Origin of the sequence: Phenylobacterium sp. (assembly GCF_036495085.1) — a bacterium.
In the GTDB taxonomy this organism is placed as follows: Bacteria; Pseudomonadota; Alphaproteobacteria; order Caulobacterales; family Caulobacteraceae; genus Phenylobacterium.
In genome coordinates, this window is sequence record NZ_DASXNL010000099.1 from 14,519 (window position 1) to 35,633 (window position 21,115).

General features: G+C 67.4%; 22 protein-coding genes. 11 read left to right on the forward strand and 11 right to left on the reverse strand.

Features of this window, described 5'->3' with window-relative positions:
- Positions 1-31: 31 nt before the first annotated feature.
- Together VGI62_RS11750 and thiS are read right to left on the reverse strand one after the other, a co-directional pair.
- Positions 32-820, reverse strand: coding sequence for a thiazole synthase (locus VGI62_RS11750; protein WP_331504677.1), 789 nt, complete (start codon positions 818-820; stop codon positions 32-34).
- Position 821: 1 nt separating this feature from the next.
- Positions 822-1,022: a sulfur carrier protein ThiS gene (gene thiS / locus VGI62_RS11755; protein WP_331504699.1), complete on the reverse strand. Its 201-nt coding sequence runs from the start codon at positions 1,020-1,022 to the stop codon at positions 822-824.
- Positions 1,023-1,099: 77 nt separating this feature from the next.
- Between thiS and aroQ the strand changes: the two genes are divergently transcribed.
- From aroQ to aat, 4 genes are all read left to right on the forward strand, one after another.
- A complete protein-coding gene (aroQ, locus tag VGI62_RS11760; RefSeq protein WP_331504678.1) occupies positions 1,100-1,537 on the forward strand; it encodes a type II 3-dehydroquinate dehydratase in 438 nt (145 codons plus the stop codon).
- A 27-nt stretch (positions 1,538-1,564) separates the two neighbouring features.
- On the forward strand, positions 1,565-2,062 hold the full coding sequence (gene accB / locus VGI62_RS11765; RefSeq protein WP_331504679.1) for an acetyl-CoA carboxylase biotin carboxyl carrier protein: 498 nt from the start codon (positions 1,565-1,567) through the stop codon (positions 2,060-2,062).
- A gap of 3 nt (positions 2,063-2,065) precedes the next feature.
- Positions 2,066-3,415: an acetyl-CoA carboxylase biotin carboxylase subunit gene (gene accC, locus VGI62_RS11770; protein WP_331504680.1), complete on the forward strand. Its 1,350-nt coding sequence runs from the start codon at positions 2,066-2,068 to the stop codon at positions 3,413-3,415.
- A 73-nt stretch (positions 3,416-3,488) separates the two neighbouring features.
- On the forward strand, positions 3,489-4,136 hold the full coding sequence (gene aat / locus VGI62_RS11775) for a leucyl/phenylalanyl-tRNA--protein transferase (RefSeq protein WP_331504681.1): 648 nt from the start codon (positions 3,489-3,491) through the stop codon (positions 4,134-4,136).
- Here aat and VGI62_RS11780 read toward each other — a convergent pair.
- Together VGI62_RS11780 and VGI62_RS11785 are read right to left on the reverse strand one after the other, a co-directional pair.
- Positions 4,076-4,702, reverse strand: coding sequence for a DUF2155 domain-containing protein (locus tag VGI62_RS11780; RefSeq protein ID WP_331504682.1), 627 nt, complete (start codon positions 4,700-4,702; stop codon positions 4,076-4,078). The two genes, aat and VGI62_RS11780, sit on opposite strands and share 61 nt — an antisense overlap.
- A gap of 10 nt (positions 4,703-4,712) precedes the next feature.
- Entirely contained in the window at positions 4,713-5,117 is a 405-nt protein-coding gene (locus VGI62_RS11785; RefSeq protein WP_331504683.1) for an NADH:ubiquinone oxidoreductase subunit NDUFA12, read from the reverse strand.
- Positions 5,118-5,314: 197 nt separating this feature from the next.
- Here VGI62_RS11785 and VGI62_RS11790 point away from each other — a divergent pair, with 197 nt between their 5' ends.
- Together VGI62_RS11790 and VGI62_RS11795 are read left to right on the forward strand one after the other, a co-directional pair.
- Positions 5,315-7,786, forward strand: a complete 2,472-nt coding sequence (locus VGI62_RS11790; RefSeq protein ID WP_331504684.1) for a ribonucleotide reductase — start codon at positions 5,315-5,317, stop codon at positions 7,784-7,786.
- Positions 7,787-7,896: 110 nt separating this feature from the next.
- Positions 7,897-8,823 carry a pentapeptide repeat-containing protein gene (locus VGI62_RS11795; protein WP_331504685.1) on the forward strand — a complete coding sequence of 309 codons (927 nt, stop codon included), beginning with the start codon at positions 7,897-7,899 and terminating at the stop codon, positions 8,821-8,823.
- Here the strand turns inward: VGI62_RS11795 and aspS are convergent.
- The 4 genes from aspS to VGI62_RS11815 form a co-directional block, all read right to left on the reverse strand.
- Positions 8,820-10,598: an aspartate--tRNA ligase gene (gene aspS, locus VGI62_RS11800; protein WP_331504686.1), complete on the reverse strand. Its 1,779-nt coding sequence runs from the start codon at positions 10,596-10,598 to the stop codon at positions 8,820-8,822. The two genes, VGI62_RS11795 and aspS, sit on opposite strands and share 4 nt — an antisense overlap.
- Before the next feature lie 22 nt (positions 10,599-10,620).
- The gene (locus VGI62_RS11805; RefSeq protein WP_331504687.1) at positions 10,621-11,346 is read right to left on the reverse strand and encodes a hypothetical protein; all 726 of its coding nucleotides are present in this window, start codon (positions 11,344-11,346) and stop codon (positions 10,621-10,623) included.
- A gap of 7 nt (positions 11,347-11,353) precedes the next feature.
- The gene (locus VGI62_RS11810) at positions 11,354-12,712 is read right to left on the reverse strand and encodes a serine hydrolase domain-containing protein (protein WP_331504688.1); all 1,359 of its coding nucleotides are present in this window, start codon (positions 12,710-12,712) and stop codon (positions 11,354-11,356) included.
- A gap of 103 nt (positions 12,713-12,815) precedes the next feature.
- Positions 12,816-14,060: a cytochrome P450 gene (locus tag VGI62_RS11815; protein WP_331504689.1), complete on the reverse strand. Its 1,245-nt coding sequence runs from the start codon at positions 14,058-14,060 to the stop codon at positions 12,816-12,818.
- 199 nt (positions 14,061-14,259) lie between these two features.
- Here VGI62_RS11815 and VGI62_RS11820 point away from each other — a divergent pair, with 199 nt between their 5' ends.
- Together VGI62_RS11820 and VGI62_RS11825 are read left to right on the forward strand one after the other, a co-directional pair.
- Complete coding sequence (locus VGI62_RS11820; protein WP_331504690.1) at positions 14,260-14,664, forward strand: hypothetical protein; 405 nt, start codon at positions 14,260-14,262, stop codon at positions 14,662-14,664.
- Positions 14,665-14,736: 72 nt separating this feature from the next.
- Positions 14,737-15,702 (forward strand): hypothetical protein, encoded by a 966-nt coding sequence (locus VGI62_RS11825; protein ID WP_331504691.1) that lies wholly within the window; start codon positions 14,737-14,739, stop codon positions 15,700-15,702.
- A gap of 13 nt (positions 15,703-15,715) precedes the next feature.
- Here VGI62_RS11825 and VGI62_RS11830 read toward each other — a convergent pair whose 3' ends face one another.
- Positions 15,716-16,687, reverse strand: coding sequence for a hypothetical protein (locus VGI62_RS11830; protein ID WP_331504692.1), 972 nt, complete (start codon positions 16,685-16,687; stop codon positions 15,716-15,718).
- 63 nt (positions 16,688-16,750) lie between these two features.
- On the opposite strand from VGI62_RS11830, the gene VGI62_RS11835 reads away from it, so the two are divergent.
- Complete coding sequence (locus tag VGI62_RS11835; protein WP_331504693.1) at positions 16,751-17,752, forward strand: hypothetical protein; 1,002 nt, start codon at positions 16,751-16,753, stop codon at positions 17,750-17,752.
- Between the two features lie 130 nt (positions 17,753-17,882).
- The gene (locus VGI62_RS11840; protein WP_331504694.1) at positions 17,883-18,305 is read left to right on the forward strand and encodes an MAPEG family protein; all 423 of its coding nucleotides are present in this window, start codon (positions 17,883-17,885) and stop codon (positions 18,303-18,305) included.
- Between the two features lie 206 nt (positions 18,306-18,511).
- Here the strand turns inward: VGI62_RS11840 and VGI62_RS11845 are convergent, their stop codons facing one another.
- Positions 18,512-18,880: a UrcA family protein gene (locus VGI62_RS11845; protein ID WP_331504695.1), complete on the reverse strand. Its 369-nt coding sequence runs from the start codon at positions 18,878-18,880 to the stop codon at positions 18,512-18,514.
- Between the two features lie 572 nt (positions 18,881-19,452).
- On the opposite strand from VGI62_RS11845, the gene VGI62_RS11850 reads away from it, so the two are divergent.
- Positions 19,453-20,241: a winged helix-turn-helix domain-containing protein gene (locus VGI62_RS11850; RefSeq protein ID WP_331504696.1), complete on the forward strand. Its 789-nt coding sequence runs from the start codon at positions 19,453-19,455 to the stop codon at positions 20,239-20,241.
- Positions 20,242-20,281: 40 nt separating this feature from the next.
- On the opposite strand, the gene VGI62_RS11855 is transcribed toward VGI62_RS11850, so the two are convergent.
- Positions 20,282-21,115: DNA gyrase C-terminal beta-propeller domain-containing protein (locus tag VGI62_RS11855; protein ID WP_331504697.1), on the reverse strand; the 834-nt coding region annotated here is incomplete at its 5' end.

Sequence of the window (21,115 nt, forward strand, 5' to 3'; positions counted from 1 at the left end):
ACTCCAAAGCCCAATTGGCCGATTGAGGCCGCTAGATCAGCCCGGCCATCGGAGAGGAGGGATCAGCGTAGCTGCGCTTCGCCATCCGCCCCGCCAGATAGGCTTCGCGGCCTGCGATGACCGCATGTTTCATGGCGAGCGCCATGCGTATCGGGTCGCGCGCCTCGGCGATGGCGGTGTTCATCAAGACCGCGTCACAGCCTAGCTCCATGGCCTGTACGGCGTCAGACGCGGTCCCGACACCTGCGTCGACCAGCACCGGGACTTTGGACTGCTCGATGATCAGGCCGAGGTTGAGGAAATTCTGGATACCGCGTCCCGAGCCGATCGGCGCCGCCGCAGGCATGATCGCCGCCGCGCCGGCGTCCTCCAGCTTCCTGGCGTAGACCGGATCGTCGCTGCAGTAGACCATCACCTGGAAGCCGTCAGAAATCAGCAGCTTGAGCGCCCGCAGCGTCTCTTCCATGTCGGGCAGCAGGTGCTTGGTGTTGGAAAGCACTTCCAGCTTCACCAGGTCCCAACCCCCGGCTTCGCGGGCAAGCCTAAGCGTGCGCACCGCGTCCTCTCCGGTGAAGCATCCGGCGGTGTTGGGCAGGAAGGTGAAGCGGTCAGGCCTCACATGGTCCACCAGCATCGGTTGGCTGGGGTCCGAGAGGTTCACTCTGCGCAGCGCCACGGTGACGATCTCGGCGCCTGCGGCCTCGGCAGCCGCAGCGTTCTGGGCGTAGTCCTTGTACTTGCCGGTGCCGACAATCAGCCGCGAGCGAAAGCTGCGGCCCGCAACGCTCCAACTGTCTTCCGCCTGGACGGACCCATCCATGTCAGCCGCCTCCGATGAAATGCACGATCTCGATCCGGTCGCCGTCGAGCAGCCTCGTCTTTCCATAGGCCGAGCGCGGGACGATCTCCAGATTGCGTTCAATTGCCACTTTTCGCCCGTCGAGTCCGAGCGCGGAAACCAGAGCCGCAAGGTCCGGCAGGGGCGGAAACGCCCTCGACTCTCCATTGACGGTCAGCTGCAGCAACAGGTTACTCCTCGGCAAGCTTGTGACCCGCAGCCCCTCCCGTTACAAGTCGGCGGAATCGACGGCGGAGCCGAATGTCGAAACCGATCTATGTGCTGAGCGGCCCCAATCTCAACCTCCTGGGCGTCCGCGAGCCGGAGATTTACGGTCACCAAACCCTCGATGACGTGCAGCGGCTCTGCGAAGCCCGTGCGTCGTCGTTGGGTTGTTCGATCGTTTTTCGCCAGTCCAACCACGAAGGCGAACTGATCGACTGGATCCAGGAAGCTCGAGAGAAGGGCTCGGCCGTGGTGATAAACCCGGCGGGCTATGGCCACACCTCCGTGGCCATTCTCGATGCGCTGAAGGCGGTGGGCGTCCCGGTGGTGGAATGCCACCTCTCCAACCCGGCCTCCCGCGAGGCGTTCCGCCACCAAACCTACGTCTCCCTCGCAGCGACCGGAGTTGTCGCCGGTTTCGGCGCCGCGAGCTATGTACTGGCCGTTGAGGCCGCCGCGGGTCTCACCCGCTAAAAGTCTGCGCTAAGAAGAAGGTATCCCATGGCTAGCCCTCCTAAGGCCCCCGCAGCCGATCCGATCGACGCGCGGCTGGTGCGCAGACTGGCCGATATCCTGACTGAGACCGGCCTCTCGGAAATCGTGGTCGAGCACTCAGGCCTGAAGATCCGGGTCGCCAAGACACTGACGGCTGCGCCCATGCAGATGGTGCAGGCTGCGCCATTCGCCCCGGCCGCTGCACCGCTCGCCGCCGCCGCGGGCGGCCCAAGCGCAGCTCCAGAAGCCGCCGCCCCTGCCCGCGTCGCAGGCGACGTGATCAATTCGCCGATGGTGGGAAGTGTCTATCTGCAGCCGGAGCCGGGCGCGGAGACGTTCGTGAAGGTGGGCGACAGCGTCGCCGCCGGCCAGACCCTGATGATCATCGAGGCCATGAAGACCATGAACCCGATCCCTGCCCCCAAGGCCGGAAAGATCGTGGAAATCCTGGTGCAGGATGGCCAGCCCGTGGAGTTCGGCGAACCGCTCGCGGTCATCGGCTAGACCATGTTTGAAAAGATCCTCATCGCCAATCGCGGCGAGATCGCCCTTCGCGTGCACCGCGCCTGCAAGGAAATGGGAATCTCCACTGTCGCGGTCCATTCCCAGGCTGACAGCGGGGCGATGTGGGTCAGGCTTGCCGACGAAAGCGTCTGCATCGGGCCGCCGGCAGCCGCCAAGAGCTACCTGAACATACCTGCGATCATCGCCGCTGCGGAGATCACCGGAGCTCAAGGAATCCACCCAGGCTACGGATTCCTTTCGGAAAACGCCCGTTTTGCCGAAATCGTCGGCGCCCACGGATTCACTTTCATCGGGCCCAAGCCCGAGCACATCAAGATGATGGGCGACAAGATCACGGCCAAGCAGGCCGTGAAGGCGGCCGGCATCCCGGTGGTGCCGGGTTCCGACGGCGCGGTGACCACCGAGGAAGAAGCCTTCGCAGCCGCCAAGGAGATTGGCTTTCCGGTGCTGATCAAGGCGGCGGCCGGCGGCGGCGGCCGCGGCATGAAGGTCGCCCAGACCGAAGCCGACCTCTACGAGGCGGTTTCGACCGCAAGATCTGAAGCCAAGGCCGCGTTCGGCGACGACGCGGTCTATATGGAACGCTACCTCCAGACGCCGCGGCACATTGAGCTGCAGGTGATCGCCGACAGCTTCGGCAACGTGTGCCACCTGGGCGAACGCGATTGTTCACTGCAGCGCCGCCACCAGAAAGTGCTGGAGGAGGCCCCCTCACCCGCCATCGACGCCGAGGCCCGCGCCAGGATCGGCAAGGTCGTCGTAGATGCGGTCAAGGCCATCGGCTACCTGGGCGTCGGCACGATCGAGTTCCTCTATGAGAACGGCGAGTTCTTCTTCATCGAGATGAACACCCGCCTGCAGGTCGAACATCCGGTCACCGAGGCGATCACCGGAATAGACCTGGTGCGCGAGCAGATCCGTATCGCCGCCGGCCTGCCGCTCTCGTTCGCGCAGAAGGATGTCGTCTTCGAGGGCCACGCCATCGAGTGCCGCATCAACGCGGAGAATCCGAAGACCTTTGCGCCCTCGCCGGGTCTGGTCACCGATTTCCACGCACCGGGCGGCCTTGGGGTGCGGCTCGATTCAGCTCTCTACGCCGGCTACACGATCCCCCCCTACTACGACAGCCTGATCGGAAAGCTGATCGTCCATGGACGCGATCGCGACGAATGCATCGCCAGGCTGAACCGTTGCCTTGGCGAGATCGTGGTGGCCGGGATCGACACCAACATCGCGCTCTTCCAGGAACTCATGGTGAACCCGGACATCATTGCCGGCGCCTACAATATCCACTGGCTGGAAAACTGGATGAAAGCCCAGGCGTCGACCTAGGTAGGCGCGACCTCCGCCGAAGCGGAATAATCAGCGGGATCGCCGGTTCGGCCACAGCATGTAAGCTCCGTTCATGGCGCACTTCGACGCCCGCGATCTCTTGTCCTGCTACGCGCGCGGCGTCTTTCCGATGGCCGACGCGCGCGACGATGACCGCGTCTTCCTGATCGACCCCGAGCGGCGCGGCATCCTACCGCTGCACGGCTTCCACGTGTCGCGACGGCTGGCGCGTACGATACGGGGTGACCCCTTCGAGATCCGGCTCGACACGGCCTTCCAGGCCGTCGTGCTGGCCTGCGCCGCGTCAGGCCCGGGACGTCCGGAGACCTGGATCAATCACTCGATCGAAGCTCTCTATGTGCGCCTCTACGAGCTCGGCTTCGCCCACAGCATCGAGTGCTGGCGCGACGGCGAACTGGTGGGCGGGCTCTATGGAGTATCGCTGGATGGCGCGTTCTTCGGCGAAAGCATGTTCTCGCGGCGCCGCGACGCCTCGAAGGTGGCGTTGGTGCACCTCGTCGCGCGGCTGCTGGCCGGTGGCTATCGCCTGCTCGACGCCCAGTTCATGACCGACCATTTGACCCAGTTCGGGGCGGTCGAGATCACGCGCTTGGACTACCATCGAAGGTTGGCGCTCGCGCTGTCCGCAAAGGCCGATTTTCACCGTGCGGGCGCGATGGGCGGTGCGGCCGCTCTGCAGGTGATCAGCCAGGCGTCGTAGACGGGGTGTTCCAGGGGGTGCAGCCCCGGGGACGAGGCATACATCCAGCCGCGGAACGCCTGGCGCGGCGACAGCTCGGGCTTGCCCGGCAGGGGGCGCGGCTGAGAATCGATGGTCAGGTAGGCGATGGAGTCATCGATCGCCTCTTCGGGCGTGGAGCGCTCGCAGGCTTTCACGGTGAAGATCAGGCTCTTGTAGCGGATCGGCCGGTTGACTGCGGCCTCGAAGCGGAGGCTTTCAGCCGTCACCTTGTCGATCGCCTCGATCACCGCCACGTCATAGCGGTTGCGTCGGACCGGCACGCCGGGCGCCTTGGGCTCGGCCTGGACCGGCGGAGCGGCAGGGGCGACCTCCTTCTCGGAGATCGGCGGCGCTGCGATCGGCGCCGGCGTCGGCACATTGATCGGCGGCGCTTCTTCCGAAGCGCCGCTCTTCGGAGCGCTCTCCTCGGGCGGCGCGGGAGGCGCAGGTTGAGCGGCCACGGCGCCGGCTGCGGCCAGACCGATCAAGGCGGCGAGCCGGATTCCGCGGTGGAGCAAGACTTTCGGCGACGGACGGGACGACACGTTCGCGAGCCTACTTCGGGACCCAGGCCTCGTAGTCTCCGGTCGCCTTCTGACGCTCGCCGCCGCGAGCCAGCGCCCCTTGCGGGCGATAGGCGTGGATCGTGCCGGTCAGGTTGGGCAGGTGAGCCTTCTCCCAGGCCTTGATCGCAAAGGGCTCGACCGTCGGCGGCTCGGCGAAGGTGTAGTGCAGCCACCCGTGCCAGTCGGGGGAGACTTTCGAGGCGTCGGCATAGCCCCGGTAGATCACCCAGCGCCGCTTGCGCCCGTCATAGCTGTCCGAGGCGTCCTTGGCCTCGAAGTAGCGGTTTCCCAGTTCGTCCTGGCCCACGTAGACCCCACGGCGGCCGATATGGAAGCGCGCGCCGATCGTCGCGCCGTTCCACCAGGTGAAGATCGACTTCAGGAAGTTGAGCACGGAGAATTTCGTCCCGGAAAGCAGGGATGGGCGCAGCCCATGAGCGGGCGGGACTATAGGCGGGGGGATTTAGAGCGTCCAGCGCCCCGCCGCCGGCGGGCCCAGATCAAGATGTTGGGGATGAAGTGGCGCGAGAGCGCAACATCTATTGATCGGCCCCATCACCAACGCCTAGGCTTTCACGAAGGAGTCGGCGGATGGGTGGCGAAGCGTCGCGGACGAGAATCGAAGCGCGGGTCGTGGAGGTCGGCGGACGCCTCGCCGAAGTCCAGGCGCCGGCCCACTGGACGGCCGCCCGGCTTGACGCCTGGATCGATTGGGCGGGCGGTGCGAGCGATATCGCCACAGCCGTCGGCGACTACGTCGAAGCGCTGACCGCCGCGGCTCAGACCAAGGGACTGATCAGGGACGTTCGCGCCCGCACCCGGTTTCGCGACGACCTCACACAAGCCCTGCTGATGGGGGTGGTCGCCATCGCGCCAACAGCCGCAGGCCCGTCGGTCACCGTCATCGAGGCTGGATCGCAAGACGCCGCGGCGAGGCTCGACACCCTGATTGCGGTCTGTCGCGGTGAAGCCGCCGCGCTCGCCTCTTCGCTCGAGCTTGGCCGACGCTTGCAGGCGGTTATGGACGCGGTGCTGCGATGCGAGGGCGATCCCGAGGCCTGCGCAGATCCGCAACACAATCCAGGTCTTGCCCGGGCGGCCGAGGCTGCCCGGGCCGCCGGCGCATCGGACGGCCTGATCCTGGAGGTGATCACGCTCGCCCGATGCGGCGAAAGCACCTGGGAGATGGAAGCGCCGTCCGTCTCCGTCACCGGTGTCCGCCTGGTCGCCGCGGGCCCCGCCGACGGCGCCGTGGCCCGCGCCGCTTGGACAACCGGCGCAGTGGTGCTGGCGCCCGACCGCGACAGCGCTGAACGGATCGCTGGAACTTGCGGCGCGCCTCGTGGCGGCGTCGACCTGATGGGATTTTGGACAGCGGAAGGCTTCGATATCGACGCCTTTGAAGCCGCGGTCGCGTTGCTGGCGACTGCGATGGCCGCTGCGGGCGACAGGCCGGGCCTGATCGGCCTTGCCGGACTTGGCGAGTGGTTGGTGGCCCACGGCCTGCCTTATGAAAGCGACGCGGCGCGCGAGACCGCACGTGAGCTCTACCTGGCGGCCGGCCGGGCCATGACCGACGCCGGCGGCGGACTGGCCCTCTTCCGGGATCCGGATCTGGGGCTTCGCCTGGGAGGCGGCCTTCTCAGCGGCGAGCCCTGGTCAGGACCCTTCACTCTAGCTGAGAGCGCCGACGGCGAGCCGGTGCGTGTGTTGAACGAGGCGGCGATCCATGGCCTGGCGCTCGCAGGGGCGCAGGCGGCGGAGGCTCACGCCCTGTTGTTCGGGCGCGCTGACCTGACCGACGCGCCGGGCGTCAACCATCAGGCGCTGATGGCCCGGGGCTTCACCGACCACGAACTCGCCGCGGTCGAGGCCGCGCTCCCCCTGGTCAGCCGTCTGGGCGATGCCTTTTCGCCGGTGATCATCGGCGAAGGCTTCGTCCGTGACGTGATAGGCGCCAGCGCCGAACAGATGGCGAGCCACGAATTCGACGTCCTGGCCCTGATGGGCTTTAGCGCCGCCGATGTCGCCGCCGCGGAAGCTCATGCTCTGGGCGCCGATGGTTTGGACGAGGCCGAATTCCTCTCGCCAAGGGTGCGCGACGTCTTCCGGACCGCCGAGTCGTTGGGCGAGGCGCCACGACAGTCGATGCTGCAGGCCCTCGCGCCTGCCCTGGCGGCCCCCCCCGTCATCGATGTGGAATTGCCGTGGGACGCCACGCCCGCCGACGTCCTGGCGCGGCTTTCACAGGCGAAGGCCGCCATCCGCGTCCAGCGCGCGCAAGCTCCCTGCGACCTTGTCCTTGACCTCCCCGTCGCCGCCGACTTGCGCGCTCCTCGCCTCCCCGCGCCGGAAGAACGCATCGTCGAGCGGGTCGTGGAGCGCGAGCGCACCAGGCGAAAGCTCCCTGACCGCCGAAAGGGCTATATCCAGAAGGCCGCGGTGGGTGGCCACAAGGTCTACCTGCATACGGGTGAGTATGACGACGGCGAACTCGGCGAAATCTTCATCGACATGCACAAGGAAGGCGCCGCCTTCCGCTCGCTGATGAACAATTTCGCCATCGCGATCTCGATCGGCCTGCAATACGGCGTTCCGCTGGACGAATTCGTCGACGCCTTCGTCTTCACCCGCTTCGAGCCGGCAGGACCGGTTACGGGCAACGACACCGTGAAGTCGGCGACGTCGATCCTGGACTACATCTTCCGCGAGCTCGGGGTCTCCTATCTTGGCCGCGGAGATCTGGCGACGGGCGATCCAGGCGAGCTCAACGCCGATGGTCTGGGTCGTGGGAAAGCCGACGCTGTCGACGGCGAGGCCCTGACCGAGCAGGGACCCCAGCCGGCCTCGCGGTTCATCTCACGCGGCTTCTCACGCGGCGCAGCGCCCGACAACCTGGTGTTCCTGCCCACCGCCAAGCGCATCCTCGGCCCATCCAGCCTGGACGCAGCCGACGTGTGCGCGGCCTGTGGCGACGTGGCCGTGGTGCGCAAGGGCGCGTCCCTTATCTGTGAGACCTGTGGCGCGCGCGCCGGCCGCCTCGGCGAGGACCACAGCGCCTAAGCGCGGCTCAGCGAAGGCGGCTAACGCTCTAAGAGTTACAGCGAATTAAGTGGCGCGCCACCCTGGCTCAGCGCAGATGGATTGGGCAGGTTACAAGGATCGCACCGCGCGTGACGCAGAACTTCCACCGCGCTCTGTTCGCTGTTTTCGCCTTGGCCGTCACCGCGCCGGCCGCGGCTCACGCCGCGATCGCGGCGGGCGGCGACAAGGAGGTGCCGCGCTCTACGGGATTCGGCGGCGCCTGCCCAAAGTGCGAGTTGTCGGGCCGCCGGCTGGCCGGCGCCCACTTCCTCGGCGCAGACTTCTCCGGCGCGGCCTTCGTGGGCTCGGATCTTCGCGACACCCATTTTCTGGGCTCCAATTTCACGGGCGCGGACCTCTCCCGCGCTGATCTCACCGACGCGCAGATCCTCGGGACGATCTTCACCGGCGCCAATATGTCGCACGTGCATCTGCGCTCGACCGAGGCGAAGGGCGTGATCTTCACGAACGCCAACCTGAGCAACGCCGACCTCACGGACTCCTCGGCCATGGGCGCGAATTTCACCAAGGCGATACTCAATGGCGCCAGCCTGCGCTCCGCCGAGTTGCAAGGCGCCAATCTGACCAAGGTCGAAGCCCATGGCGCCGACTTCCGCGACGCAACCCTGAACGGCGCCGTGCTTGTCGACGGTCGGTTCGACAAGGCGTCTTTTCGGTCGGCCGAGATGAACATGGCCGTCCTGACCGGCGGGAGCTTCGATGAAGCCGACTTCAAGGACGCCGAACTGCGCCATGCCATCATTATCGGCGTCGACCTGTCGCGCGCCCGCGGGCTCAGCCAGGATCAGATCGATGAGGCATGCGGAGACTCCCGCACGCGCCTGCCGAACAAGCTCGTTGCGCACACCTGCGGCGCGAACATCAGGGTGATCATGCGTCAGGCAGGTTCACCCAATTGGAGCCACCCGCCGGTTCCGCCCGCGCCCCCCGCGCCCCCGGCCCCGCCATTGCCGCCGATGCCGAGCCGCTACGTGACGGCGCCCCTACCGCACTAGGCCCTGATCGGCGGAGCCAGACGAATATGAAGTTCTTTCAACTGCTTGTCGGCAACTTCTGACGGGGCATTCATCATCAGGTCCTGGCCCTGCTGGTTCAGCGGGAAGGCGATGACCTCACGGATGGCCGTCTCACCGGCCAGCAGCATGACAATTCGATCGATGCCGGGCGCCAGGCCCCCGTGCGGCGGTGCGCCGTGGCGGAAAGCGTTCAGCATGCCGCCGAACTGCTCCTCGACCACGTTCGGCCCGTAGCCCGCGATCTCGAAAGCCTTGAGCATGATCTCCGGCAGGTGGTTCCGCACCGCGCCGGAGCAAAGCTCGTAGCCGTTGCACACGATGTCGTACTGGTAGGCCAGGACGTCGAGCGGATCCTTGGTGTTCAGCGCCTCAAGTTCGCCCTGCGGCATCGAGAAGGGATTGTGGCTGAAATCGACGTGGTTGGTCTCCTCGTTCATCTCGAACATCGGGAAATCGACGATCCAGACGAATTCGAAGCGGTTCTCGTCCACGAGTTTGAGGTCCGTGCCGACCTTGGTCCGCGCTGCGCCCGCGAACTTGGCGAAGGTCTTGGGATCGCCCGCAACGAAGAAGGCGGCATCGCCCTGCCCCATCCCGAGCTGACCCATGACGGCGCCGGTGGCGTCCGGACCAAGGTTCTTGGCGATCGGGCCGCCCCAGCCGCCCTGATCCTCGCTCCAGAAGATGTAGCCGAGGCCGGGCTGGCCCTCGCCCTGCGCCCAGCTGTTCATGCGGTCGCAGAAGGCTCTCGATCCGCCGCCCGGAGCAGGGATGGCCCAGACCGCGTTCTTCTTGTCCTCGAGGATCCGGGCGAACAGGCCAAAGCCGCCGCCGCGGAACGGCTCGGACACGTCTTGCATGATCAGCGGGTTGCGCAGGTCCGGCTTGTCGGTGCCGTACTTGGCCATGCATTCCCGGTAGGGGATGCGTGGGAAGGGGTAAGGTGTCACCGGTTTGCCGTCGGCGAACTCCTCGAACACGCCGTGCATGACCGGCTCGATGGCGGCGAAGACGTCTTCTTGCGTGACGAAGCTCATCTCGACGTCGAGCTGATAGAATTCCAGGGAGCGGTCTGCGCGCAGATCCTCGTCGCGGAAGCAGGGCGCGATCTGGAAGTAGCGATCGAAGCCCGAGACCATCAAGAGCTGCTTGAACTGCTGTGGCGCCTGCGGGAGCGCGTAGAACCTGGTCGGGTGCAGTCGCGAGGGCACCAGGAAGTCGCGCGCGCCTTCCGGCGACGACGCCGTCAGGATCGGCGTCTGGTATTCCAGGAAGCCCTGATCGATCATCCGGTTGCGGATCGAGTGGATGACTTTCGACCGCAGCACGATGTTGCGATGGAGAGTTTCGCGGCGCAGGTCCAGATGGCGGTTCTTGAGCCGGATCTCTTCGGGGTAATCGGGCTCGCCGAAGACCGGGAGCGGCAGTTCGGCGGCTTCCGAAAGGACGGCGACGTCCTTCACGCGAATCTCGACCTCACCGGTCGGCAGGCCCGGATTCACAGTCTCGGGTGAGCGCGCCACCACCTCGCCATCGATGCGGATCACGCTCTCGGCGCGCAGGCGCTCCACCAGCTCAAAGCCCGGGGTGTCCGGATCCAGCACCAGCTGCGTCAGCCCGTAGTGGTCGCGCAGGTCCACGAACACCAGCCCGCCGTGGTCGCGCTTGCGATGTATCCAGCCCGAGAGCCGGACAGTCTTGCCGGTGTCAGCGGCGCGGAGCGCGCCGCAGGTGTGGGTGCGGTAAGCGTGCATTTAGCTCTGGAAAATGGCTGATTTACGAGGCGCGGAAGGGCGCATGGAGGGGGGCGAAAGTCAAGGCTGCGGGGTCTGGCCGGCAGGTTCGAATCTTGAACCAACGCCAGTGCAGAGCGCCGGCATGTTCATCGATGCAGACCTCATCACCGACTCCCACGCGCCGGTACAGGCTGAAGCCCACGCTGACGCTGTCCCCGAGGCCCGCGATGTTCGTCGGCGCGATGTCGAGAAAGTAGGACTTCGAGCGGCTCCCGCGGCTCACCCGTCGGCCAAGCACCTTGGCCGCGTGAATGACCGGAGGTGCGCGATCGAACAATCCGTTAGCCGCAACGCCGAGTCCCCAGCCCCAGGCCAGGGCCGCCGCGAGCGCGAGTGCAAGCATCACGAGGCGTGCGGGCAGCGTCAGCAACTGCGGCGCAACCGCCGCCGCAAGGGCGGCGCCCAGCAGCGCGCCCAGCGCCAGTGAGAGCTTCCAGTCCAGCAGTCGGAAGTCCATGCCCGCCCGCAACGCCAGTAGAACCCCCGCCACACCGGCCAGGCCCGCGAGGGACGCCATCCACGCGGGCCGCGCCTGGGCGCCGGTGTCGGCGCCCAGGCGGTTGAACAGAGGAAGCACTGCGACCGGCAGCAGCGCCAGGGCCGCCAGGCAAACGAGGTAGGGCCTTGGGAACGCCAGCGCCCAGACGGCCAGGCCCACCATGGGCAGATCCGTCAGGGTGAACCGGCGTCGAATGGGACCGGCCAAGGCGAGCCTATTTCTCCGGGTGTAGCAGGGCCTGGTAGGTGAGCGTGCGCGCCATGGTTCCCAGGTCGTCGCCGCCGCTGCCGCCCATTCGCTGGATCATGCCGACGAAGACAACGTCGTTGGTCGGGTCGATCCAGAACCAGGTCCCGGCCGCGCCGCCCCAGCTCATGGTCTTGTCGCCCTCCATGTGGCCGGCCCGGGCTGCGTCGTTGACCACCATGAAGTCGAGGCCGAAGCCCACGGCATCGTTGAACTGCGCGACGCCCGTGCCGTTGTTGCTCACCAGCACGTTGCGCGGGATGACGTTGGTGTCCATCAGTTCGACCGAGGCCGGCGACAGGATGCGCACGCCGTCGAGCTCGCCCTTGTTGAGCATCATTTGGCAGAAGCGGGCGTAATCCATGGTCGTTGAGACCAGCCCGCCCCCGCCGCTCTCCATGGCCGGCGGCTTGGAGTAGTCGGGCATCTTGTTACTGAAGAGGTCGTTAGCTTCGACGATCCTGCCCGTTTCCTTGTCGTTCACGCGCTCGCCCACGTAGACCGCGGCCAACCGGTTGGCCTTGGCAGGTCCGGTGGAAAAGCCGGTGTCCTTCATCTTCAGGGGGGCGAAGATGTTCGCCTGCATGAACTCGCCGAGGGTCTGGCCGGAGAGCTTTTCGACGATATAGCCCTGGATATCGACTGCGCTGGAATAGGACCAGTTGGACCCCGGCTGATACATAAGCGGGATCTTGGCGGTGCGCTCGATCATCTGGTGCAGACCGGTGGAGGCCAGCACCTCCTCCTTGCGGTAGAGCTTGTCGACGGGGTGCTTGTCGCCCAGGCCGTAGCCGAAACCGGCGGTGTGGCTCATGATCTCGCGCATGGTCGGCGGGCGCTTCATGTCCTCGACGCCGGTGATGTTGCCGTCCTTGTCAGCGCTGACCATCACCTTGAGGTTCTTGAACTCCGGCACGTAGCGGGTGACCGGGTCGTCGAGGCGCCACTTGCCCTGCTCGAAGAGGATCATCATGGCCACCCCGGTGAGCGGCTTCGACATCGAGTAGATGCGGAAGATCTCGTCCTTCGGCATCGCCTGGCCGGTGGCCAGGCTGGTCTTGCCGTAGGTGTTGAACTCCACGACCTTGCCGTGGCGGGCGAGCAGTGTGGTCATGCCGGCCACCCGGCCGTCAGCCACCACCTTGGCCATGTAGGCGTCGAGCCGCTTCAGACGCTGGGCGTCGAAACCGACGGCCTCCGGCGTCGCGGTGGCTGTGAGGTCGGCCGGCGCAGCGGCCGCCGCTCCGGCGGCAGGCGCCTTGGCGAAGCCCGGCGACGCCAGCAGGACAGTTGAAAAAACTGCGGCGAAATAGGCCAGGCGATTCATGTGAAATTCTCCCGATTGTTATCGGGAAAGCTTAAGGTTCCTGGACCGCCCCGCAAGCGAAGCTGCGTTTCACCGCCGCAATGCGGCCTCGGCGTCCGGGCCTTCAGTCTGAACCCTGAGCGCTCACCGGCAGGGTCTCCATCCCGCGGAAGAAGGGGAGCTTGCGCCAGGCCGGCGCCTCGTCGGGTTCGGCCAGCGCCAGGTGCGGGAAGCGGTCGAACAGCTTCACAAGCGCGACCTGCGCCTCCAGGCGCGCCAGGGGCGCGCCAATGCAGATGTGGGCCCCTCCGCCGAAGGCCACGTGCGGTCGATGTTTGCGGCTGACGTCGAAGCGATGCGGATCGTCGAACATCTGCGGATCGCGGTTTGCCCCGCGCAGCGACAGCAGCAGCGATTGGCCCGGCCGCATCGGGCAGCCGCCGACGTCCATCGGATGCGAGGCGATGCGACCGGTGATGTCCACCGGAGGCTCGTAGCGCAACACCTCCTCGACCACAGCGTTGATGATCTTCGGATCGGCGCGCAGCTTGGCCAGTTCGGCCGGGTGAAGCAGCAGCAGGCGCACGGCGTTGCCGATCAGGTCGGTTGTGGTGAGGTTGCCGCCGACCAACAACGCGCTGAGGTTGATACGCAACTCATCGTCGCTGAGGTCGGCTCCCTCGGCCTGCTGGCGGGTCATGTCGCTGATCAGATCGTCGCGCGGCTCCGCCCGGCGAGCGGCCATGGTTTCGGTGAAGTAGTTGGAAAGCGCCAGGCTGGCGGTCTCCATGAGCGCGGTCTGCCCGGGCGTCCGCAACGGGTTCAGCGACTGGATCACACCTTCCGACCAAGCGCGGAACTCCACCAGCCGCTCATGGTCGACGCCCAGGATCTGGGCGATCACATCGATCGGGACGGGCACGCAGAAGCGGTCCATCAGGTCGAATGCCGCCTCGCCGGCCAGACCATCCAGCGCCGCCTCGATGATCTGCTCCACCTGCGGACGGCACCGGGCCACCCGGGCGTAAAGCGCCTGAGCCAGCGGTTGACGCACGCGCGCGTGGTCGGGATCGTCCAGCATCAGGATTGAGGTGGTCGAGGTGCGCGGAAGCGTAGGATCGACGCCGTTTGCGAACCGACGCTGCATCACCGCGGCCTCTTCCGCCTTTAGCGGGTCGCGCCACATCTGCCGGTCGTTGACCACAGCGCGCACATCGTCATAGCGGGTCAGGAGCACGCTGCCGGTCGAGGCGTCGGCGTGCACCGGGCAGCGGTCGCGCAGGTCGTCGAGCATGACGTGCGGATCGAGGCGGAACTGCTCGTTGTACGGCGTCAGGTCGAGGATCGTGGGCAGCGGCTGGTTGGTCATCGGCCGGTCCTTGGCGTCAGTCGGGGCGCATTGCGGAGCGACAGCATAATGCACCCCTTGCCGGGCTTGCCCAAGGACAAGGTGACGCCGGCGTCACCTTCGAAATCACCGACCTCCATCGTTGACCGATGCTTCCGAACGGGGTTCGGTGGCGTGCGGGCCGCACCCGCGACCCAGAATCACGAGGGGCACAAGGGCGATGGCATTTCCTGGATGCGGGTCGATCGGCCGTGCCCTGCTCGGCGCCGCGCTCTGCCTGGCCGCGCTCACTACGCCGTGCGCCGCCATGACCCAGGGCCACGCCGACCTGTCGGGCCAGGACCCCGAAGCGACGGGCGATGCGGGCTCCAAGAAGTTCAACTGCCAGGACGGCGGGGCGATCAACTACCGCTTCGCCACCGAGCGCGGGAAGCTGGTGGCCATCGTCGACGCCTTCGACGGCTACGGCCCGCATACCCTGGCCGCCCGGCCCTACGCCGGCCCGCCGGTGGAGCTCGTCTGGAGCGACGGCCACCGCACGCTCACCTGGAGTCCCGGCGTGCAGATCATGTGGATGGACGAAGGCGCGCACCGCATGTGCGGCGGCGGCATGCACCACCACTGAGGCGGCGGGCGGCTCACCCCTGGCGTTGACCGGTCGGATGGTTCGGGTAACGTTGGTACGAGGGTGGGCGCGATGCTTCGAGAATGGCTGATCGTGGCTCTTGCCGCAGCAGGCGTCGTGGCCGGCGTCACCGCCGCGGCGGCTCCGCGCGCCAGCCGCGACCTCGAGGGCGACTGGGACCTCGGCAGCTATACCGAGTTGGAGCGACCGGCGGGCCTGTCCCAACTGGTGATGACGCCTGCCGAAGCGGAGGCCTATGAGGCGCCGCGGCGGGCGATGCACGGGATGGCGGCGTCCAAGCGCGGCGACATCGGACAGTCGGAGTCTGAGTGGACCGACCGCGGATCGGGGCTGGCGCGGGTGAAGGGCGAGATCCGCTCCTCGACGGTCGTTGATCCGCCGGACGGCAAGCTCCCATATCGGGCGGCCGTGGCGGCGCTGGCCGGCCAGCCGCCCGCTAATGGCACGGCCTCGGCCGCCGGGGGCCTCGACAATCCGGAGGAGATGGGCGGCACCACGCGCTGCATGGCAACGGTGGCGGCAGGGGCGCCGATGCTGGGCGCCCCGGACGCCAATGTGATCCAGGTGGTGCAGACCAAGGATACCGTGGCGATCCTGTCGGAGAAGTACCATGACGTCCGCGTCATCCGCCTGGTCGCCAATGCCGAGGCAGCAGCCGCAGCGCCCCGCGATCCGCCGTCATGGCTGGGCTCGTCGGTGGGATGGTGGGAGGGCGACACCCTGGTGGTGGAGACCGAGGGATTGCGCCCAGGCGTGATCGCCAAGGGCCAACGAGTGCTGGTCTCCGGGGCGACGCGGGTGATCGAGCGGTTCACGAAGCTCTCTCCGCACGAGATCTTCTACGCCTTCACTGTCGAAGACCCCGCCCTGCTGACCCGCCCTTGGCGCGGCGAGGCGACGATCCACGCTGCCAAGGGGCGCGTTTTCGAATACGCCTGCCACGAGGGGAACTATTCGATGGCGGGCATTCTGGCGGCCGCGCGACTGGAGGAGCGGGAGAAGGCGGCCGGGAAGTAAGGGGGGACAGAGCCTAGCGGCCAGCCACTTCCGCTTCAGCGTGGCGCGCGACCGTGAGGATGTCGGTCAGGCCGTAGTTCCCCTCGTGGCAGGCGAATTCGTAGATCGGAGACTTATCGGCCAGGAACGGCATCTCGCCGCGCCAGACTTGCGTATAGGTCGCCGGATCGTCCACCTCGAAGGCGTAGCGCAGCTCGCTGGGCGAGACGCGGGTGAAGCGTTCGGTGACGCGGGCGTCGGACGAGATCATGAAGGGGTTCCGCCACCCCTCCTCGGCGCGGAAGTTGGTGGTTTCGGCGACCAGGGTGTCGCCCTCCCAGTGGCCGATGGAATCGCCCATCCAGACCCGAACGGTCTTCGGCAGATGCCGGGCGCCCAGGCGGATGATCCGGACGTCGTGATTCATCTCCGAGAGGATCGCGACCTCCGTGGCGGTCTGGACGATCAACTTGCCGGCGGAGACCGGCGGGTTGTGCATCGGCGGATTGGCAGAGCCCAGGCCGCCCATCAGGCAGCGGTCTGAGGCGGTGCGGACCTCCGGATCCGTGGCGTCGTCACGCATGGCGGCGGCCGTGATCGCCTCCCACCGCCTGCGGGCCTCCGGGCGCCAGGGAAGACGGCCGTCGGTGGGACTGACGATCCATGAGGTGCGAAGCCGCCCGTCGATCCGCGCCATGGGGTATTTGGGGTGCCACTCCGAGACGCCCTGGCCCAGGCCACCGGACTCGCCATGCGCCCATTCCCGGTCCATCCGCGCCTCATAGGCCCGTTCCTCGGCGCGGGTGGCGAAGGTGAGCGGGGTGTCGGGCGTCCGCTCGAGGGCGGTCTGCGAGACGTTGGTCCAGGCGCCCTGCAGGTCGGGTTGGCCGAAAGCCGTGCGCGGCGCGCGGTAGGGGCCGGCCTGGAGGACGCAGGGGCTCGCGCCGGCCAGCAAGGCCGCGCCCAGGATCGCCATCGTGGCTCGTCGCACATTTAAAATCGCCATGCCGCGCCCCCGCGTTGACCGCCGAGGCGGATCGGGTAACGCTGTTACAGAACGGGGACGGCAATGCAACGAAGACGGACGCTAGCGACGCTGGGCGCGGGGCTTGCCGCGGGCCTGATCGCCTTGGGCGCCTCCCCGGCCCTGTCGGAGACCGCACGCGCCGCCGGAGCCAGGGCGCCCGACCTGACCGGCGTCTGGACCAACGCCTGGTACACAAAACTGGAGCGGCCGAAGGTGTTCAAGGGCCTTGTCGCCACCCAGGCCGAGGCCGAGGCCTATGAGACGCCGCGGCGGGCCCTGCATGGCGAGCTCGCCTCGAAGGACGATGCGGTCGGCCAGAACGAGAGCGAGTTCCCCGACAACGGACCAGGCCTGGCGCGGATCAGGGGCGAGCTGCGCTCCTCGTGGATCGTCGACCCGGCGGACGGGAGGATCCCCTGGATCACGGCACAGAAGGCGCGCCTGCGGATAGGCGAGATGCCCCCCGAGACCTACGACAACGTCGAGGATCGCGATACCGACGAGCGCTGCCTGACCGCCTCGGGTAGCGGCGTGCCGATGATCAACGCCCACGACGCCAATCTGGTGGAGATCGTCCAGTCGCCGGGCTGGGTCGCAATCCTGATGGAGAAGAACCACGAGACGCGCTTCGTGCGGATCCAGCGTCCGGGCGCTGCGGCGAGCCCGCCGCCCGCCGGGCTGGGCGCCTGGATGGGCGTCTCGATCGGGCGTTGGGACGGCCCAACCCTGGTGGTGGAGACGACGGGATTCCGGCCGGGGTTCACCGCGATGCACGACGTCCTGAAGCTCTCCGACCGGGCCCAAGTTGTGGAGCGCTTCACGCGCACCGGCCCTGCCGAGCTCGCTTACGAATTCGAGGTCACGGACCCCACCCTTTTCACACGGCCCTGGCGCGCCGAGATGGTCTTCCGCCCGGCCGAAGGGCAGCTGTTCGAGTACGCTTGCCACGAAGGGAACTACTCCCTGCCCAGCATCCTGGCCGCGGCCCGGGCGGCCGAGCGGGAGAAAGCGGCCGCGGGTGCAGCGAAACCCGCAGGGCCGTAAGGCGCCACCTCCCCCGCGAAGCAGTGGGAGGTAAGGCCGGAAAGGTCGGATGTTTGTCCGCCCGCGGGCTTTACGGCCAAGCTCCGGTGGCGTCTGCTGACGCCCTCAGCCGACCGCAAGGACGCGCCTCATGACCAGCCCGATCCTGCAACCCGTGATCGCCCTCGTGCTCTGGACCTTCGTGATGTGGGCCTGGCTCTACGCCACCCGCATCCCGGCGATCCGTACAGCCAACAAGCCGATGGACCCGGCGATGACCGCCGCCGACCTCAACGCTGTGATACCGCCGCGCGTGCGCTGGAAGGCCGACAACTACAACCACCTGCACGAGCAGCCCACGCTGTTCTACGCCGTAGCCTTGGCGCTCGCCCTGGCGGGCGCCGGCGTAGGGCTCAATCTCTGGCTCGCGTGGGCCTATGTCGCAATCCGCGTGGCTCACAGCCTGATCCAGGCGCTCGGCAACGTGATCATGATCCGCTTCAGCGTATTCATGTTGGGCTCGCTGGTGCTGCTGGCCCTGGCGCTGCGCACGGCGGTGGTGGTGTTCGAGTAGCGGCTAGCCCGAGACACGGTTCTTTGAACGCGCCGCAGTGGCGCACGCGCCAATAGGCCGCCAAAGTTCCACCCGAGCGAGGGCACAAGGGGGCGCGCGGACGAAATCCCCGGGCCGGCAGATTCTGCTGGCTGGCGCAGTCCTGAGTTCTGAGCCAGAAAAGGGCGGGCGGCGTCGCTGTGACACCGCCCGCCAGTCTGTCGTGATCAAGGCCGCGCCTCGGCGACCCGGACTTTCACTGCGCCCCTATTCTGGGCGTAGCGGACCTGCACCGCCGACGCATCGACCTGCGCGACCGCCCGAGCGACCGCCTGGGCCTTACAGACCTGGTGGGCGCGTTGCTCCATCTGACCGGTGACGCCACCGGAGCTCGATCGTCCGCAGGCCCGGTCGGCGGCAGCGGTGACCCGCTGGATGAGCGTGTCGGCGCCGGCCCGGCTGTTGAGGTCGAGATCGCCAACCGGCACCCGAACCTGCATCACTTCGACTGGCTTGCGGCCGAGAGGCTCACACCAGCCAGGGGCCGCCGCGGCGCTCGCAATGAACGCAACGGCGACGACTACAAATCGAGACATATGCTTAGCTCCAAGTTGTGCGAGCGGGTTCGCATCGCTCCTTGGAGTTGACCTCGACGCCGCCTGAACGGCGCGGCGGAGGTTCCGAGCGCGCGCCGATGGATCGCCGAGGGCCGCCGATATTTCGCCGCGCCGCCCAGGGGGGCTCGGCAAGACAGCGCGTGAGACGGCGGAAAATGGCGCGGTGCGCCACGCCTCAGCGCCGCGACGCGCGCCATGAACGAGACTTGACCTTTCGCGCGAGCGCTGGCAAACCCGCGTTCCGTGACATCCACGCGGCGAAGGGAGCCCAACTTCAATGACTGCTCCGCTTACCAGCTTTACCAGCTGCGCCGCCGCGCTCGCCATCTAACAAGGCCCTTCCCGAAGTTCAGACGGCGTTCGTCGGTCGGCGCAATCCCCCGCCCTCCAACGGAACGATCGCCCATGCGCGCCTATCTGACCCGGAAGCCGCGCTTCCGGAACGCCGCCCTTTTCGTGGGTCCGGGCCCCTGCGCCCGACGAACCACGCCTGACGCCGCGCGACGCCCGCCTATGCGGGCCCGGGGCGCCGACAGACATAGGCCGCCGCCATGAACAGCGAAGCCTTATCTGTATTCCCGCGTGTCGACCTGGCGCGCGAGCCGGCTTTCCAGCTGTCGGCGGTCCACGTGCGGCCAGCCACGCGCGAGGTCGTCGGATTCTCCGGCCTGCGCGAGGTCCTGGAGCCACGTGTCATGCAGGTGCTGGTGGCGCTTGCCCGCCGGCGCGGCGAGGTCGTGTCGCGCGACGAGCTGATCGACAGCTGTTGGCGGGGCCGGATGGTGAGCGACGACGCGGTCAGCCGCTGCGTGGCGTCCCTGCGTCGGCTGGGGGCTATGTGCGGCTGCATGGCCATCGAGACCATCCCTCGGGTCGGCTACCGGCTCGACGAGGTGGTCGCCAATTCGGAGCGAAGGGAGCCCGCTGACCCCCAGGTGCTGGTCGCCGTACTGCCGTTCGAGACTCTTTCGGACGACGCGGAGATGGCCTGGTTCTCCGAGGGCGTCGCGGAGGAGATCTTCCAGGCTGTGGGCCGATGCACGTCGCTGAAGGTGCTCGGGCGCGCCGCCAGCTTCCAGTTCCGCGGACCCCGCAAGGTCGTCAGCCAGGTGGCTGCGGAGTTTCACGCCACCCATGTTCTGGACGGCTCTGTGCGGCGCCACGAGCGACGGGTGCGGGTCTGCGCCCACCTGATCGAGTGCGGCGGCCAGACAACGCTTTGGTCGCAGGGATTCGAGCGTGAACTGTCGGACGTATTCGCCCTGCAGGACGCGATCGCCCAGGCGGTGGCAGAGGCGTTGCGGGAGGCGTTGCGGCCGGATCTGGATACCGCGGCGTGAGCGTTGGCCCGGCGTAGGGTGGCGGACTCTTGTCCGCCCTCTACCTCGGCCTGAACCGCTTCGTCGCCGGGAAGCCCTTCGGCGCGAGCTTACCTGCCCCTGCCCTGCGCCCCAGCCATTCGCGCCACTCCGGCCAGTCGCGGTTGCGGCCGTCGGCGGTGGTCCACGCAGCGCCCTGCTCTGCCGTGAAGACTGTGGCGTCCCGGAGCCCGCCTTCACGGTAGGCCTGGAGCTTGACGCCCTTGCCTCGGGGCATCTCGGGGAGCTCGACCATCGGGAAGATCAGGATCTTGCCGTTGTCGCCGATGACGGCGAGGTGGTCGGCGCCGCCCAACGGCAAGCTGACAGCCGCGCCCTTGGCGCCGGCGTTCAGCACCTGCTTGCCGGCCCTTCGGAAGGCGATGGCTTCGTCTTCCGGCAGAATGAAGCCGTAGCCCTCCTTGCCGGCGAGGAAACGCTTGGCGCCCGGCTTGTGGACGAAGACGTCGAGGATGCCGACCTTGTCATCGAGGTCGATCATCAGGCGCAGCGGCTCGCCGTGACCGCGGGCCGAGGGGAGCTTGTCGCAGGCCAGGGTGAAGAAGCGGCCGTCGGAGGCGAAGACCAGCAGCTTGTCGGTGGTCTCGGCCGGGACCAGGAAGGCCAGCTTGTCGCCCTCCTTGAACTTCAGCTCCGAGGGGTCCTCGACCCGACCCTTGGCGGCGCGGATCCAGCCGCGGTCGGAGAGGATGACAGTGATCGGCTCGCGCACGATCATGGCCTCGATGGCGGCCTCGGGGTCGACGTCGGGGGCGTCGGCGAAGATCGACCGGCGCCTGCCGAGCGTGGTCTCGGGGCCCAGCAGGCCGCGGACATGCCTGAGGCCCTCGCCCAC